Genomic DNA, 16,337 nt, shown 5'->3' with positions numbered 1-16,337 from the left:
GAAGCGGGACGTAAAACATTGCAAAGCGCGCGGCCAAACGCTCGTAATCGGCACGCGCCTTGGTAAGGGGTGAAAATAGCCGCAATGGGCGGCGTTGAAGGGCAATCGTGCGCATAGCGATACTGGAAGACGACGTGGCACTCGCCAGCCTCGTCGAGATGACTTTGGCCGAGGCGGGCCACACCTGCGACGTCTATGGCGATGGCCAGCTGATGACCCGTGCGCTCCATCGCACGACGTATGATCTCCTCATCCTCGACTGGAACGTGCCGGGGCTTTCGGGGCTGGAGGTGATCGCCTGGATCAAGGCGAACCTCGATCTTGCGCCCCCTGCGCTCATGCTCACCAGCCGTTCGGCCGAGGAGGACATCGTGGCCGGCCTTCAGGGCGGGGCCGACGACTATGTGATCAAGCCGGTCGCGCCCGCCGTGCTCAAGGCGCGCGTCGATGCGCTGGGCCGCCGCGCCTATCCTTCGGCTGCGCCCGGCCTCGAAACCTATGGCCCCTATCGCTTCGACACCCGCGCCGAGACGGTCGAACTGGCGGGCAAGCCGGTGTCGGTGACGGCCAAGGAATTCGCGCTGGCGCTGCTGTTGTTCCGCAACCTGCATCGCGCGCTGGCGCGGGCCTATATTTTCGAGGCACTGTGGGGCCGCAATCCCGACTTGCCGAGCCGCACGCTTGATGCGCATATTTCCAACATCCGCACCAAGCTCAACCTGCGGCCCGAAAACGGGTTCAAGCTGGTCCCGATCTATGCCTATGGCTATCGTCTTGAAGCACTCGATTCCTGAACGCCGCCAAGGGCTCCGGCCCCGGCTTTGTTCCGGCCTTGCGCCAGCCATGCTGCTGTGCGGGGTGGGGGTGGCCGGGGTGGTGCAAGCTGCTCCGGTCGGGGTGCCGGTGGCGGCCTCGGTGCCGGGCCCTGGCGCACAGGCGTCCGCGTCCACACCCGCGCTCGTGCCCTATACCGTCCGGCCCGGTGACAATCTTTTCCGCCTCGCATCGCGCTATCTGATCCGGGCCGACGATTATCGCGTGGTCCAGAAGCTCAATCACGTCGCCGATCCGTTGCGCCTGCCGGTGGGCATGACCCTGCTGTTCCCGCGCGAATTGCTGCGCCACGAACCCGTGCGCGCCATCGTCCAGAGCAGCCGGGGCACGGTCACCATCGATGGGCGGCCCGCTGGGGTCGGCGCCGTGGTCGACGAAGGCATGCTGGTGACCACCGGCGACAAGTCGTTCGTCACGCTGGTCCTGCCCGATGCGACGAGCATCGCCTTGCCCTCGCAATCGGCCGTGCGGGTCCAGCGCATGCGCCGGGTCGTGCTCGATACCCATGTCGAGCGGCTGTTTTCCATCGAATATGGCCATGCCACCGCGCATGTCACCCCGATGACCGATCCGCGCAGCACGTTCCAGTTCGCCACTCCCGGCGCGGTTACGTCGGTGCGCGGCACCCGGTTCCGCATGGCCTACGACAAGTCGGACGGGCTGGCGACGAGCGAGGTGCTCGAAGGCAAGGTCGGCTTCGATGTCGAGGATCATGCCGGGCAGAGCCTGCCTGCCGGGTATGGCTCGACCAGTCGGCTCGACCATCCGGTCGAACTGCTCGATCCGCCCGGCTGGCGCGATGCGGGCGCGGTTCAGGACGGGCAGGGGCTTCATTTCGCCTGGGCGCCGATGGCGGGCGCACGGGCCTATCACGTCCAGATTGCCGCCGATGAGGCCTTCGTCAGGGTGCTCGACGAGACGGTGACCAGCCAGAGCGAGGCGGACCTTGGCCCCCAGCCCAACGGCGCCTATTTCGCGCGGGTCACCGCCATCGACGGCAATGGCCTCGAAGGGCGACCGGCGGTGCAGGGTTTTTCGCGCGACCGCATCGGCCTGCGCCTGTGGACCGAAACCGACTGGGCCCCGACCACGGCGGGGCCTTCCGTGCAGCATACCCGCTTTCGCTGGCAGGTCGATGATCCGCGCGGGGTGCGCTATCGGTTCCAGCTTGTCCGCAAGGGCAAGGAGGGCCGCCCGCTGCTCGACCGCGACGGGCTGACGATCCCGATGGTCGAAGGCTATGCGCTGCCTTCGGGCCGCTATCGCTGGCGGGTGATGGTCGAGCGGGCAGGTCAGGCAGGTCAGGCAGGTCAGGCAGGTCAGGCAAGTCAGGCAGGGGGGGCCTGGTCGGCCTATGAAGAACTGAGGATCAAGGGCGGCGGCTGGTGAGGTTCGGCCCCTCCGTGCGTCTGCGGAGCCAGTGGTGGGCGATTGCGCTTTTGGCGAGCCTGCTGGTGATCGTCCTGACGGTCGACCGCACTTTGCTGCGGCTCGACAATGCGGTCTATGATCATCTGCTCCAGATCACCCCGGCGGGGCTGTCGCCGGGCCGTTCTGCTGCGTCTTCCTCATCCTCGCCCTCGTCCCCGATGCTGGTCGGCCTTGACGACGAGAGCATCGAGCGGCTGGGGCGCTGGCCGTGGAGCCGGTCGGTCCATGCCGCCCTGATCGAGCGCCTGCAACAGGCCGGTGCCCGCGCGATTGCCTATGATGTCCTGTTCACCGAGCCGGGCGACCCGGATGACGACGCGCGCCTTGCGGCCGCGCTCGGCAGGGCGAGTGCCGGGGGGACGCCGGTGTTCCTGCCGATGTTGCGCGCTTCGGGCGATGGGGCCGGGGCCATGCCGATCACGCCCTTGCGCGCGGCAGCGGCGGGTGTGGGCTATGCCACGGTCGAGCCCGATGCCGATGGCGTCGTCCGTTCGGCAACGATCCTCCTGCCGCGACAGGGGGCAGGCGCCGCGGTTTCGGCAGGGGAGGCGCCCGATCGCCACCTCATGGCGCTGCTTGCCCGTTCGCAGGGCAATGCCGATGTGCGCGCCCGGACTGACAGGCCCGGCGCCCGGCGCATTCCGCTCGCGCAGGGGGGGGCTGATCACCCCGCAGTGTCTGCCGCTGCCGTTCTGGCGGGCGAGGTGCCCCCCGAATTGCTGCGCGGGCGCGTGGTTCTGGTCGGGGCCACGGCGACGGGCCTTGCCAGTCGCTATCCGGTTCCCGGCGGGCCGGTCGTGTCCGGTCTCGAAATCGAGGCGGGGCTCTATCAGGCGCTGGTGAGCGGACACATGATCAGTCAGGCCGGGCTGGTAGCCAGTCTGGCCCTGGCGCTGGTGCCGCTCTGGCTCCTGATGGGCGCACTCGGGCCATGGCGGCCCTTTCCGGCTCTGGCGGTCTTCACGCTGGCGGTGGGGCTGGTGCTGGTGATCAGCGCGCTCGGGCTGATGGTCTGCCATGTGTGGTTGCCGCCCGGCGCGGCGCTGGCCGGGCTGGCGGTCGCCTATCCGCTGTGGGGGTGGCGCCAGTTGGCGGTGACCGAACAGTTCCTGCGCGGCGAATTGCAGCGGCTCGATGCCGAGCCTGCCTTGCTGCCGCGCGCCGCGCGGGATGACGCGGCCCGTTCGCGCGGGGTGGGCGGCACGCTCGCGCTGATGCAGGCGGCCATCGCGCGCAATCGCGAGATGCGCCATTTCGTGGCCGACCGGCTCGACCAGTTGCCCGATCCGACGCTGGTGGCCGGGCTCGATGGCGGAATAGTCATGGCCAATGCGGCGGCCCAGCGGCTGTTTGCGGGCATGGGCATCAACCTCGATACCGGGCCGATGCTGCCCGTTGATGCCCTTCCCGATGTGCAGGCGCTGCTGTCCTGTTTCCGGCGCAGCGGCAGTGGCGAGGCGATTGCGTTTCCGCCCGAGGGGCCGGGGCCCCATACGCTGGAAGTCCAGCGCGATCAGGCGCATTTCTTCCTGCTGGGCATGGCCGGGCAGACATCGGCAGAGGGCGCGCATGCGGGCTGGGTGATCCGTCTGGTCGACATCAGCGAGGCCAAGGCCGTCCAGCGCCAGCGTGACGATGTCGTGCAATTGCTCACCCACGACATGCGCTCGCCCCAGGCCTCGATCCTGGCGGTGCTGGAAACGGCGGCGAGCGACCATATCCATCCGCTCGAACGCGAGGCGATCCGGCTCTATGCCGAGCGCACCTTGCGGCTGGCTGATGGCTTCGTCCAGCTCGCCCGTGCCGAAAACCTCGACTACCGGCTGGAGGAGATCGGCCTGCCGGACATGCTGATCGATGCCATCGACGACCTCTGGCCGCAATCGCGCGCCAAGGCGATCCAGATCGTCACCGCCGGAGATATGGCGGGGGATGAGCCGATGGTGGTGCTGGGCGAGCGGTCGCTGCTTACCCGCGCGCTGGCCAATGTGATCGGCAATGCGATCAAGTACAGTCCGGAAAACACCACGATCACCTGCACGCTCACGCGCGACACCCATGTCGATGGCAGCATCTGGGGCCGGGTGATCATCGCGGACGAGGGCGTGGGCATGGACGAGGACTTGCGCGCGCGGATGTTCGAGCGGTTCCATCGTGGCCCGGTCGGGCTGGGGCCCAAGACGGGCGGGGCGGGGCTGGGCCTGAGCTTCGTTCACACGGTCATGGTGCGCCACCATGGCACGATTGCCTGCCGTAGCACCCCCGGACAGGGCACGGCCTTTGAATTGAGCCTGCCGCTGCTGGCTTTCCGCTGATGATCTTGCCCTGAAAGGTACTGGCTCAAAAAGGAAATGGCCCAAAAAGGAAATGCCAGAGCGCCGCGCGGAAAGGCCGCCGATGCTCTGGCATGTCCAGCATCCGGTGCGGCGATCCCGTCAGGAAGACGTGGATGGAGCCCTGCCGGTTCGCCAGTCCGGGCGCGGGGTTAAAGCGCCTGGACCCACGGATGCTTGTCTCGTCATGCGGCGCGAACCCTCTGGCCCGGCGCGCCCAATTCCGTTCGCCCGCTCAACTGCGGGTGATCAGCCAGTTCAGGCCGATGGCGAAACCGACCATCGTGCCCCAAAGCCCGCTGTTGCAGGCCAGTATCCAGCCCAGATTGACCCGCCGCGTCTTCTGTCCGCAAGATTCCCTTTCGGGCAATTGCCAGACAGATACACTCGCAGACGAACCGGACTTGGTGAACAAAGGCCAAAACCCACGCGTTGAACCGGGCCGAGCCATGGCACATCGCGTGGGAAAGCGTGTGTAAAGGAATGTCAATTCCGGAGGAATTTCGCGCAAGGAACTGTCTGGCGTCAAGGTCGGGATCGGGGCGGGATCAGGCCAGCAGGCCGTCTATTCTTTGCGCGAGCGACACGTCGTAGGCGGTGATTCCCCCGGCGTCGTGCGTGGTCAGCCAGATGTCGATCCGGTTGTAGACATTGGTCCATTCCGGGTGATGGTTCATGGCCTGCGCGGCAAAGGCCACGCGCATCATGAAGGCCATGGCGGCGGGAAAATCGGCCAGGGCCACGCGCCGGTGCAGCGCGCGGCGCTCCAGATCGTGGGTCCATTCGGGCAGGGTGGCGAGGGCCTCGCCGATTTCGGCATCGCTCAGGGTCACGATCATGACAGGTCTCCGCAAGCAGCATGGCCATCGAGCGCGCGGACCAGCGCGTCGAGCGTGCCCGGTTCGAGCCAGGAATGCCCGGCATCGGGGATCAGGCGGAAATCGGCGCGCGGCCAGGCCTTGGCAAGGGCAAAGGCGGTGCGGGCCGGGCAGACCATGTCGTAGCGCCCCTGAACGATCGTGCCCGGAATGGCGGCGATCCGGTCGCAGTTGCGCAGCAACTGGTCGGGCTCCAGCCAGGAATCGTGGGTGAAGAAGTGGTTCTCGATCCGCGCGAAGGCGAGCGCGAAATGGGCATCGGCAAAGCCGGTTTTGTCGAGCGGCTGGGGCAGCAGGTTGGACGTGCGCCCCTCCCACAGGGACCAGGCCTGGGCGGCGGTCAGGCGCTCGGCTTCGTCCTCGCCGGTCAGGCGGCGGCGATAGGCGCCGCGCAAGTCGCCGCGTTCTTCAGGCGGGATCGGGGCGATGAAATCCTCCCAGTAATCGGGGAAGACCTCGCTGGCGCCGTGCTGGTAATACCAGTCCACTTCGGCGCGCGTGGCGGTGAAAATGCCGCGCAGGACCATCGCGCGCACCCGTTCCGGGTGGCTCTGGGCATAGGCGAGCGCGAGGGTCGATCCCCACGAGCCGCCACAGACCAGCCAGCGCTCGAACCCGGCCATTTCGCGCAAGGCTTCCATGTCGGCGACCAGGTGCCATGTCGTATTGGCTTCCAGCCCGGCATAGGGCGTCGACTTGCCGCAGCCGCGCTGGTCGAACAGCAGCACGTCGTAGCGGGCGGGATCGAACATCTGGCGATGGCGCGGCGAAATGCCGCCGCCCGGCCCGCCATGGAGAAAGACCGCCGGAATGCCGCCGGGCGTGCCGCAGCGTTCATAGGCGATCACATGGCCATCGCCCACGGCAAGCGTGCCGGTGGCATAAGGTTCGATGGGCGGATAGAGCGTGCGCAAGTCAGTCATCGCGCCAAGCCTGTGCGGCACTGGTTGGCCGTGTCAAGGTGCTCGGCCAACCACCTCCTTCGTCAAAGACGGCGCGGGATCAGCGCGGGGGGCTCTTCGGGCCGGGCGGCGAGGATCGTTTCGATCACCCCGTGATCGGGCGCGCGGGCGCAGACCGGGTCGGTCGCCGCCGCGTCTCCGGCCAGCAGCAGGGCCTGACAGCGGCAGCCGCCCCAGTCGATCTCGCGCTGGTCGCACGAGCGACAGGGCGCGGGCATCCAGTCGGTGCCGCGAAAGCGGTTGAAGGCCGGATCGGCGCGCCAGATTTCGGCCAGGCTGACCTCGCGCACCGAGGCAAAGCGCAGGCCCGGAATGGTCTGCGCGGCATGGCACGGCAGGACTTCGCCCGAAGGCAGAAGATGCAAAAAGCGGTTGCCCCAGCCGCCCATGCAGGCCTTGGGCTGGCTGGCATGATAATCGGGCACCACGTAATCGATGGCGATGCGCGAGCCCAGCCGCGCGCGGGCGGCCTCGACAAGGGCGGTTGCTGTTTCGAGCTCCTCGCGCGTGGGCAGCAGTGCGTCGCGGTTGCGCAAGGCCCAGCCATAATATTGGGTATGGGCGATCTCGATGCGGTCGGAGCCCAGTTCCTCGCCCAGCGCGAGCATGGCGGGCAGGCTGGCGATGTTCTGGCGGTGGAGCACGAAATTGGTGGTGAGCGAAAGCCCCGCCTCGCGGATGCGCCGCGCGGCTTCGAGCTTTTTGGCGTGGCCCCCGCGATAGCCGCCGAAATGGTCGCCCATGACCGGCTCGGCTTCCTGGAACGAGAGCTGGATATGGTCGATCCCGGCTTCGAGCAGGGCGGCCATGGCCTTGTCGTCGAGCAACACGCCCGAGGTGATCAGGTTGGTATAGAGCCCGCGCTGGGCCGCGCGCGCGACGATCTCGACCAGATCGCGCCGGGCCATCGGCTCGCCCCCGGTCAGGTGAAGCTGGAGCACGCCGATCTTGGCGGCCTGGTCGATCACGTCGAACCATTCCTGTGTGGTCAGCTCCTGCGCGGGGCGGACCATCTCGACCGGGTTGGCGCAATAGGCGCATTGCAGCGGGCAGCGGTGGGTCAGCTCGGCGATCAGGCCCATCGGGGGCGCGAGAGGCGCGCTCACAGTTCGAGCGCCCCGCGCGCGGCCAGATCGGACAGGATCGTCGTGGTGTCGGCTTGAACGGTCGCCAGCGGGGCGTCGAAGCGGCTGGCCAGATTTTCGGCCATCTGCGCAATCGAGCGCTGGCCGTCGATCAGTTGGAGGATCTCGGCGGCGATGGGATCGGGCACGAAGGCCTTTTCCGGCGCCAGCAGAACCCAGTGCCCGCGCGCCTCGTCAAAGCGCAGCTTCACGCCCCGGCGGAAGCGGGGGACGGCATCTTCTGCGGGGGCGTTTTCGCTCATGCGGAGGCCTGTTCGCTCGTGCGCGTGTCTTCGGGCACGAAGCAGCCGGGCGGCACGAAACCGGGGGCGACATAGGCATAGTAGAGCCCGTCGAGCTGGCTCCACAGCACGTCGCACTTGAAGCGCAGCGCGGCGAGCACGGCCTGCTGCTTCTCCACGGTGTCGGCGTGCTGCTTGACATAGGCGAGGGCGAAATCGCTGTCCTGCGGGGCCTGCGTCAGGCGCGGGGTGAAATAGGCCAGCGTGTCCGGGCCGATCCAGTCATAGTTGGCGAGCATGCCCGAGACGCGCTCGGCGATGATCTTGGGCGAGAACAGCTCGGTCAGCGATGAGGCGACGGCTTCGAGCAGCGAGCGATCGCGCACGAAGTGGACATAGGCATCGACCGCAAAGCGTGTCTCGGGCAGGATCTGGTCGGCGGCCACGACCATCTCGCGCGACAGACCCACGCCTTCGGCCAGCTTGATCCAGCGTTCGATCCCGCCGGTGTCGGTGCTGCCGTCGGGGTGGACGCGGCCATCGTGGTCCTCGATCCGGCGGCGCCATTCGCGGCGCAGCTCGCCGCTCTCGAAGCGGGCCATCAGGATGCTGTCCTTGATGGGAATGGCGGCCTGATACCAGTAGCGGTTGAGCGCCCAGGCCTGAACCTGCCCGCGCGTCAGTTTGCCGTCGTGCAGCAGGCGGTGGAACGGGTGGTGGATGTGATAGCGCGCGGCCCCGATGGCGCGCAGCGCCGCTTCGAGGTCTTCGGGCGAGAGCAGGGCCGGAACAGCAGGAGCAGCAGTCATAGGGTTATCCTCATGCCATCATGGCAGATGGTCCAGCCCGCCTGTTCTGCCTGCGCGCGCTCGGGGCTGTCGGCCAGAAGCACCGGGTTGGTGTTGTTGATGTGGATGAAGCAGCGCTGGCCGATGGTCGCGCCCGCCAGCGTCGCGATGGCCCCTTGCGGGCCCGACATGCTCATGTGGCCCATGCGCTGGCCGGTCTTGGCGCCCACGCCTGCGCGGACCATCTCGTCGTCGGCCCACAAGGTGCCGTCGAACAGAAGGACATCGGCGCCCTCGATCCGGGCGAGCAGGTCGTCGGTCATTGCCGCGCAGCCGGGGATGTAGAACAGGCGGCGGGTGCCGTCGGTGAGCATCGCGGCCACGGTCGTCTCGTCGGCGACGAGGGGCTGCATGCCGCTGCCCTGTTCCATGTAGAGCGGCACTTTGCCGGGTACGGCGAAAAGTTCGAGGGTCAGCCCCCCGGCCAGTTCGACCGGGGTTCCCAGCGTGAGCGGGCGCCGCTCGACACAATCGCGGGCGAGCACCTCGAACACCGGATTGGCATCGAGAATACCCAGGATGCGCGCCGTGGCGTGAATGGTGAAGGGCTCGCGCTCGCGCAGGGTCAGCAGCCCGGCAATCGCGTCGACATCGCCGCCGGTCAGGATCACGCCCCGGATCGGGGTCGAGCGCAGGCCGGTCTTGGGATGAAGCTCGGGCGTGGCATTGAGCTGCTCGCGCAAGTCGGGCGAGGCATTGAGAAGGTACCAGTCCTTCCCGTTGCCGCTGACCGCGAGGCTGGCCTGGGTGCGGGCCGGGGCGGCCGGATCACCGCTGCGCGCGCGGTTGCAGCCCGGCGCGTTCGAATTCCACTGGGGAAAGCCGCCGCCTGCGGCAGCCCCCAGGACAATGGCGTACAAAGGTTTGGTCTCCAGCCAGAAAGGGGGCTCGGTTCAGCGCAAGTCGCCAGCCTGTGACGGGCTCACCCTGTGGTCAGCGGGCCGTCAGGCGCGGCGGCCTGGGCTGAACCGAGCGGACCTGCATGTCCTGTTCACGCAAGCGCGCGCGGACATGCAGGTCTGTATGGCTGCTCAGGCCTTGATCACTGCGCAAGCGTAGCAGTTGATTTCGGCGCCCAGAGCGACTTCGACGATCTTGGGGGTGTTCCAGGCCATGATCTGTTCCATCTTTTGTTGCCGGCCGCCTGTGCGACCAAGGCCTGTCCTATGCCCGGGCGGGCTTTGATGGCAAGCCATTTCCGCCGCCTTTCCGCCGTCTTTGGCCCAAAGAACGAGAGACCTTCGGTAATGTGCATATTTTGGCACAAGACCTTGCGCCGCTGTGTCGATTGCTGCCCGTAAAATTGCTAATAATTTCATTTATTATATTGAATCATAATTACTTTCTTGATGTTTTCCGAAGCGCTTTGCACGCGGTGCCTTTGGCGGCATTGATAGGGCAAGGTTCCGCACAATGCCCCGCATGGGGTGGGTCGGACCAAGAGAGGATCAAAGGCAAAGACCATGCTTCAGGTACCCACGCACCCCGACGATTTCGAGCCGCGTGCCGTCCGTCCGACCCGCTGGTACGGACACCTCTATGTCCAGGTGCTCATCGCCATTGCCGCCGGTGTCCTGATCGGCCATTTCGCGCCCGCCACGGGCGAGGCGCTCAAGCCGCTGGGCGATGCTTTCGTCAAGCTGGTCAAGATGGTCATCGCGCCGGTCATCTTCCTGACCATCGTGAGCGGGATCGCCGGGATGCGCGATCTGGCCTCGGTGGGCCGCGTGGCGGCCAAGGCCTTTGCCTATTTCCTTTTCTTCTCCACCCTTGCGCTGATCGTCGGGCTGATCGTGGCCAATGTCGTGCGTCCCGGTGCCGGGCTCAACATCGATCCGGCCTCGCTCGATACCGCCAAGGTCGCCGAATATGCCGCCAAGGCCCACGAGACGACCATCACCGGTTTCCTCACCGCGATGATCCCCGACACGTTCCTGTCCGCGTTCACCCAGGCCAACGTGCTTCAGGTGCTGGTCGTGGCGATCCTGTTCGGGGTTGCGCTTTCGACCACGGGTATGCGGGGCGCGCGCGTGCTGGATGTCGTCGACGACATCGCCGTGGTCTTCTTCCGCCTCGTGGCCATCGTCATGAAGGTCGCCCCCATCGGCGCCTTCGGGGCCATGGCCTTCACCGTGGGCAAGTACGGGCTGGGCAGCCTGGTCAATCTGGCGCAACTGGTGGCGACGTTCTACCTGACCTCGGCGCTGTTCGTGGTGGTCGTGCTGGGCGTGGTGGCGCGCCTGTGCGGGTTTTCGATCCTGCGCCTGATCGCCTATCTCAAGACCGAACTGCTGATGGTGCTGGGCACGTCTTCGTCGGAAAGCGCGCTGCCCGCGCTGATCGAGAAGATGGAGCGCGCCGGCTGCCCCAAGAGCGTGGTCGGGCTGGTCGTGCCCACCGGCTACAGCTTCAACCTCGATGGCACCAATATCTACATGACGCTGGCCTCGCTGTTCATCGCCCAGGCCTGCAACGTGCACCTCACGTTCGGGCAGCAGGCCATGCTGCTGGGCGTTGCCATGCTCTCGTCCAAGGGGGCGGCGGGTGTCACCGGCGCGGGCTTCATCACGCTGGCGGCCACGCTTTCGATCGTGCCCACCGTTCCGGTGGCGGGCATGGCGCTGATCCTGGGGGTCGACCGCTTCATGTCCGAATGCCGCAGCCTGACCAATTTCATCGGCAATGCGGTGGCGACCGTGGTGGTTTCGCGCTGGGAAGGCACGCTTGATCGCGGTGCGCTCGACGCGGCCCTTGCCAACCGGGGCGAGCCTGCCACCCAGGCCGCCTGAGCCCGGACACAACACTTACGACATTACCAGATCAGGCGCCAAAGGCGCCGACCCGGAGAGGAAATCCATGCGTGCCAATCCCTCGCACCTGCGGGCAGCACCGCTGTCGCGCACCCTTTTGAGCGGCCTGCTGGCGGCACAAGCCGCCCCGGCCCTGGCTGCAGAGGCCGGGGCGGCGCAAAACAGCGCCCCGGCACATTACCCCGTTGCTTCCAATGGCGAGGCGGGCGCGGTCAATGGCTATGCGCTGTCGCGCTGGGCCGAAGACTGGAGCGCGATGCGCGATCCTGCACGGCGCGACGATCCGCTCGACCGGCTCAAGGCCCTGCCGATCACCGCCGATGGCCAGATCTACGTGACGTTCTCGGGCGAATTGCGCCTGCGCGTCAACCACACCACCAACCCCAACTTGCGCGATGCGCGCGCCCAGCGGCAGGACATCGACCGCCTGATGGGGGGCGCGGACCTTCATGTGGGCTCGCATTTCCGCTTCTATGGCGAACTGGGTCATGCCGGGCTGGGCGGGGTCGAACTGGGCGCGCCCTCGGGCTACTGGCGCAACAAGATGATCGTGCTGCAATCCTTTGCCGAGGCGAGCGACCGGATCGCGGGCCTCGACGTGGGCGTGCGCTATGGCCGACAGGAATTCACCGACGGGCCCAACCTGCTGGTTTCCCAGCGCGACAACAACACCATCCACTACACGCTCAATGGCTGGCGGGCCTGGGCGCGCGGGGCCACGCACCGGGTCGACGTGTTCGATTTCAAGCCGACGGCGGTGGGCTCCGAGGGCACGGGCGACGACGTGAGCGATCCCCAGCGCCGGTTTTCGGGGGTCACCGTGGGCAATGTCCTGCCTTCGGGCTTTCTGGGGGGCTCGAAGCTCACTCTCGACGGGTTCTTCTGGCGCCGCCGCAATCTGGTGGGCACCTGGGGCGGGCGGATCGGTCCGGCCACGCGCTTTTATGGCGGGTTTGCGCTGCGCGGCGATGTTGGGCGCGTCACGCTCGACTGGTCGGCCAATCACCAGTGGGGCCACTACATGGACCAGGGGATCGATGCCTGGCAGGTGTTCCTCGCGCAGTCGGTGCGTCTGGGGCACAGCAAGGACGCGCCGGCCATCGGCTTGCAGGCCGACTATGCCAGCGGCGGGGGCGGCTATGGCCAGGGCAAGCTGCGCGATGCGTTCTCGCCTTTCGGCAACAACGTCTATTTCAGCTACCAGCTTTACCTGACGCCGACCAACCTCGTCGCGCTGGCGCCCACGTTCGCGTTTTCGCCGGCCCGCCATGTCCGGGTGAATGCCGAATACCAGCTGGCATGGCGCGACAACGTGACCGACGCGGTCTATCGCGCCAATGGCCAGCCTTTTGCCGGAACCGGGAATTTTCACGCGCGGCGGATCGCCAATTCGACGCGCGGGCAGATCGTCTGGCAGGTCTCGCCGCGGGTTACCCTGACCGGGCGCTACGAGCATCTGGCGGCGGGCCCGGCGCTGACCATGGCGGGGTACAAGAGTTCGGACTACATGTCGGGCTGGGCCAGCCTGCGGTTCTGAACGGGAAGTAGGGGATCAGCCTTCCTGCCGCAGGCTCGTCAGGTCGATCCCGTGCTTGTGCACCTTGTAGTAGAACGTCTTGCGCGGCAGGCCGAGCGCGCGGATCGCCACCCCGATCTCGCCGCCCGAGGCCCTGATCGCGGCCACGATGGTCTCGCGCTCGAAGGCGTCGACGCGCTCGCCCAGCGTCTCTCCCGAGCCGGGGGCAGGTTGTCCCGAGAACCCCTGCGGGGCCGCATCGGCAAGGCCGAGCACGAAACGGTCGGCGAAATGGGCCAGTTCGCGCACGTTGCCGGGCCAGTCGTGGCGTATCAGGTGGTCGCGCACGGTGCCTGTCATCACCGGCATCGGGCGGCGCATGCGGGTGGCGGCAGCATCGGCCAGATGGGCAAAAAGCGCAGGAATGTCCTCGCGCCGCTCGCGCAAGGGGGGCATCACCAGCCGCAGCGCGGCGATCCGGTAGAACAGCGCGGGCGCGATCCTGAGCGCCGGATCGCCCGGCACGGTGCCGCCGGTCGCCACGATCCGGCATTCGAGCGGCAGCGGTTCGCGCAGCGATGGCGCGCGCAGCACGCGCTCCTCGGCCAGCGGGACGAGCCGGGCCTGCAAGGTCGCCGGGGCCAGGTCGATATCGTCGAGCAGCAGCGTGCCGCGCCGCGCGGTCGTCACGCTGGCGTCGCCATGGGGGGCGAACAGCGCGTCCTGCAACGGATCGGGCAGGGCCGCGCAAGGCACCCCGAGCAGGCGATGGCGCGCGCGCTTGCCCGCGCGGTGGACGAGGCGGGCGAACAGGTCCTTGCCGGTTCCCGTCTCGCCTTCGATGAACAGGTCCATGTCGGCCTGCGCAAGGACCGGGATCATCGCGCGCAAGCGGCGGATCGCCGGAGACTGGCCGATCAGCGCGGAGGCCTCGCCCCCGGCTCCGGCCCCGGCATTCCCTTCGAGCAGGCGCCGGTTTTCGAGCGCCAGCGCGCGCGCGGTGGCGGCCCGTTCGGCGGCGGCCAGCAGGCTTTCGGGGGCAAACGGCTTGGTCAGGAAATCCCACGCACCGTCCTTGAGCGCATCGACCGCCATCGCCACGTCGCCATGGCCGGTCACCAGAATGACCGGGAGCGCGGGGTCGCGCTGGCGCAGCGTGCGCAGGAGTTCGATCCCCGACGTGCCGGGCAGGCGCACGTCGCTGATCACGATCCCCGGCCAGTCCGGCCCGATCCGGGCGAGCGCGGCATCGGCCGTGGTGAACAGGCTGACGGCATAGCCCGACAGGGTGAGCAATTGCGCCATCGAGGCGGCCAGATCGCCATCATCTTCGACGAGCGCGAGCGCGTGAGCGGGGGAAGTGGTATCGGGGGTCATCGTGTCATCATGGTCTGGCGCGGGGCAGGGTGACGGCAAATGTGGCGCCGCCCCGGCCCGGACGCAGTTGCAGGGTGCCGCCCAGTTCCTCGACGATATCGCGCGCGATCACCAGCCCCAGGCCCAGCCCCGCCGGGCGGGTCGTGGCAAAGGGGGTGAACAGGCGCTCGGCCAGATCGGGCGCGATGCCCGGTCCGTTGTCGGCGATCAGAATGGTTACCATGTCGCCATGCTCGGTGAGGGTGAGGGTGAGCACGGGATCGGGGCTGCCCTCCATGGCTTCGAGCGCATTGCGCATGAGGTTGACCAGCACCTGTTCGAAGCGCACGCGCTCGCCCTGAACATGCAGGCCGGGCGGAACGGGCGGGCATACGAAGGTCACCGGCGCGAGCCGTTCCTTGAGCAGCAGGCAGGCCCCGTCGATGATCTCGGCCATCGCCACCGGGCCGCTGCCGCCCCGGCCCTTGCGGGCAAAGTTGCGCAACTGGGCGGTGACCGTGCCGATGCGGTCGGCCAATCCGTCGATGGCGACGAGCGTCTGGGCCGCCTGCGCGGTCTCTCCGCGGTCGAGCAGCAGGCGCGCGGCCATCGCATGGGTGCGGATCGCGGCCACCGGCTGGGCGGTCTCGTGGGCGACCCCGGCGGTGATCTGGCCCAGCGTGGCGAGGCGGTTGGCCTGGCGCAGGGTTTCGCGCAAGGTTTCCGCGCGCTCCTCGGCGGCCATGCGCTCGGCCATCTCGCGGCCCATGGCGGCGGTGCGCTCGGCAACGGCATCTTCGAGCTGGCGGGTGCGCTCGGCGCGGCGGCGGCGGCGCTCGGCCAGCAGCCCGGCCAGCGCGACCAGCACGGCGGCGATCAGGCCGCCGCCGATCCGCGCCATGGTCACGGTCGTTTCCACCTCGCGCAGCGGCAGCGCCAGATGGAAGCGCCAGCCACGGGCATCAGGCGGGGTCGAGGCCAGCAGATAGGGCCCGCGATCCTCTGCCGGGCTGAGCAAGGGCAGGGGGGCCGATGGCGTCAGAACGAGCGTGCCATCGTCGCGCAGATGAAACGGAGGCGGGCCGATGTGGGGCACGCCGTTGGTCCGCGTCTCGGCGCGGTGGGTGGCCGGATCGAGAGCATGGGTGGCGGCAAAGCGCCAGTCGGGGCGGCTGGTGACGAGGATCACCCCGTCGCGGTCGGTCACGAACGTCAGCCCGCCCGCCGCGCGCCATTGCGCCTCCAGCCCGTCGAACTCCAGCTTGACGACGATCACGTTGTTCGCGTTCACGCGCCGCCCGAGATAGAGCCCCGGCTTGCCGCTCACGGTGCCCAGCGCGAACTGCTCGGCCTGTCCCCGGTCGCGCGCCTCGCGGTAATAGGGGCGAAAGCCGTAGTACTTGCCCAGAAAGGTCGTGGGAGAACGCCAGTTGCTGGCGGCCAGCGCTCGCCCGTCCGGGCCGATCAGATAGATGACGGCGGCCCCCGCTTCGCGGGCCATCCGTTCGAGCCGGGCGTTGAGCCGGGCGATACGGTCGGGCGAGGGCGCCCCGCTGGCTGGACCATTGGCCGGTTGGGCGACATCGGTCACGTCGCGGTCGTTTGCCAGCGCCTCGGGCAGCAGGCGCAGGCGGGCAACTTCGCTGTCGGCCAGGGCCTGTCGCAGCCGGGCATCGGCCAGCGTCTCGTCGGCAAAACGCGCGACGAGTGTTTCGTGGAGGAGCGCCCCGGCAACCGGCGCGGCCAGGGCCCCGGCGGCAAGCGCGGCCAGCGCCCACCCGGCCAGCGCCCGCCGCTGGCGCAGACGCAGCGCGAGCCGCTCGATCAACGGCCTTGGGTCGGGAAGGGGCGGAGGGCTCACCGGCCCTGCCATAGGATAAGCCGCGCCTGCGCGCAAACACAGGGGGCGGGCGCAAGGCGCGGGGGGCGCGCAGGGCGCGCGCGCGGCGAACCTTGCAGGACGGCCCCCGATGGAACCCCCCGATGGAACCCCTAGTGAAGGT

At 68.1% G+C, this 16,337-nt stretch carries 14 protein-coding genes; 5 read left to right on the top strand and 9 right to left on the bottom strand.

Features of this window, described 5'->3' with window-relative positions; genetic code table 11:
• The first annotated feature begins 107 nt into the window (after window positions 1–107).
• Genes SBI20_RS05060 through SBI20_RS05050 form a run of 3 tightly spaced genes read left to right on the top strand, consistent with a single transcriptional unit; the run spans window position 108 to window position 4,580 of the window.
• Entirely contained in the window at window positions 108–794 is a 687-nt protein-coding gene (locus SBI20_RS05060) for a response regulator transcription factor (RefSeq protein ID WP_317974027.1), read from the top strand.
• A gap of 49 nt (window positions 795–843) precedes the next feature.
• Window positions 844–2,223: a FecR family protein gene (locus SBI20_RS05055; RefSeq protein ID WP_317974026.1), complete on the top strand. Its 1,380-nt coding sequence runs from the start codon at window positions 844–846 to the stop codon at window positions 2,221–2,223.
• Window positions 2,220–4,580: a CHASE2 domain-containing protein gene (locus SBI20_RS05050; protein ID WP_317974025.1), complete on the top strand. Its 2,361-nt coding sequence runs from the start codon at window positions 2,220–2,222 to the stop codon at window positions 4,578–4,580. Before SBI20_RS05055 ends, SBI20_RS05050 begins: the two co-directional genes overlap by 4 nt.
• Before the next feature lie 566 nt (window positions 4,581–5,146).
• On the opposite strand, the gene SBI20_RS05045 is transcribed toward SBI20_RS05050, so the two are convergent.
• The 7 genes from SBI20_RS05045 to pqqA form a co-directional block, all read right to left on the bottom strand.
• Window positions 5,147–5,437 carry a 4a-hydroxytetrahydrobiopterin dehydratase gene (locus SBI20_RS05045; protein ID WP_317974024.1) on the bottom strand — a complete coding sequence of 97 codons (291 nt, stop codon included), beginning with the start codon at window positions 5,435–5,437 and terminating at the stop codon, window positions 5,147–5,149.
• Window positions 5,434–6,399, bottom strand: a complete 966-nt coding sequence (pip, locus tag SBI20_RS05040) for a prolyl aminopeptidase (protein ID WP_317974023.1) — start codon at window positions 6,397–6,399, stop codon at window positions 5,434–5,436. Before pip ends, SBI20_RS05045 begins: the two co-directional genes overlap by 4 nt.
• 62 nt (window positions 6,400–6,461) lie before the next feature.
• A complete protein-coding gene (gene pqqE / locus SBI20_RS05035) occupies window positions 6,462–7,544 on the bottom strand; it encodes a pyrroloquinoline quinone biosynthesis protein PqqE (RefSeq protein WP_317974022.1) in 1,083 nt (360 codons plus the stop codon).
• On the bottom strand, window positions 7,541–7,825 hold the full coding sequence (gene pqqD, locus SBI20_RS05030; RefSeq protein WP_317974021.1) for a pyrroloquinoline quinone biosynthesis peptide chaperone PqqD: 285 nt from the start codon (window positions 7,823–7,825) through the stop codon (window positions 7,541–7,543). The genes pqqE and pqqD overlap by 4 nt, the downstream gene beginning before the upstream one ends.
• Complete coding sequence (gene pqqC / locus SBI20_RS05025; RefSeq protein ID WP_317974020.1) at window positions 7,822–8,613, bottom strand: pyrroloquinoline-quinone synthase PqqC; 792 nt, start codon at window positions 8,611–8,613, stop codon at window positions 7,822–7,824. The genes pqqD and pqqC overlap by 4 nt, the downstream gene beginning before the upstream one ends.
• Window positions 8,610–9,512 (bottom strand): pyrroloquinoline quinone biosynthesis protein PqqB, encoded by a 903-nt coding sequence (gene pqqB / locus SBI20_RS05020; protein WP_317974019.1) that lies wholly within the window; start codon window positions 9,510–9,512, stop codon window positions 8,610–8,612. The genes pqqC and pqqB overlap by 4 nt, the downstream gene beginning before the upstream one ends.
• Before the next feature lie 171 nt (window positions 9,513–9,683).
• Window positions 9,684–9,779 carry a pyrroloquinoline quinone precursor peptide PqqA gene (pqqA, locus tag SBI20_RS05015; protein ID WP_317974018.1) on the bottom strand — a complete coding sequence of 32 codons (96 nt, stop codon included), beginning with the start codon at window positions 9,777–9,779 and terminating at the stop codon, window positions 9,684–9,686.
• A gap of 336 nt (window positions 9,780–10,115) precedes the next feature.
• Here pqqA and SBI20_RS05010 point away from each other — a divergent pair, with 336 nt between their 5' ends.
• The gene (locus SBI20_RS05010; protein WP_317974017.1) at window positions 10,116–11,441 is read left to right on the top strand and encodes a dicarboxylate/amino acid:cation symporter; all 1,326 of its coding nucleotides are present in this window, start codon (window positions 10,116–10,118) and stop codon (window positions 11,439–11,441) included.
• Window positions 11,442–11,508: 67 nt separating this feature from the next.
• The gene (locus SBI20_RS05005) at window positions 11,509–12,999 is read left to right on the top strand and encodes an alginate export family protein (RefSeq protein ID WP_317974016.1); all 1,491 of its coding nucleotides are present in this window, start codon (window positions 11,509–11,511) and stop codon (window positions 12,997–12,999) included.
• Between the two features lie 15 nt (window positions 13,000–13,014).
• On the opposite strand, the gene SBI20_RS05000 is transcribed toward SBI20_RS05005, so the two are convergent.
• Both SBI20_RS05000 and SBI20_RS04995 read right to left on the bottom strand, forming a co-directional pair.
• On the bottom strand, window positions 13,015–14,355 hold the full coding sequence (locus SBI20_RS05000) for a sigma-54-dependent transcriptional regulator (RefSeq protein WP_317974015.1): 1,341 nt from the start codon (window positions 14,353–14,355) through the stop codon (window positions 13,015–13,017).
• 7 nt (window positions 14,356–14,362) lie between these two features.
• A complete protein-coding gene (locus SBI20_RS04995) occupies window positions 14,363–16,195 on the bottom strand; it encodes a sensor histidine kinase (RefSeq protein WP_317974014.1) in 1,833 nt (610 codons plus the stop codon).
• Window positions 16,196–16,337 lie beyond the last annotated feature (142 nt).

It is taken from the genome of Novosphingobium sp. IK01, from assembly GCF_033242265.1.
Taxonomy (GTDB): domain Bacteria; phylum Pseudomonadota; class Alphaproteobacteria; order Sphingomonadales; family Sphingomonadaceae; genus Novosphingobium; species Novosphingobium pituita.
Note: the sequence above shows the minus strand (reverse complement) of the source record. Positions and strands in the feature narration are given on the sequence as shown.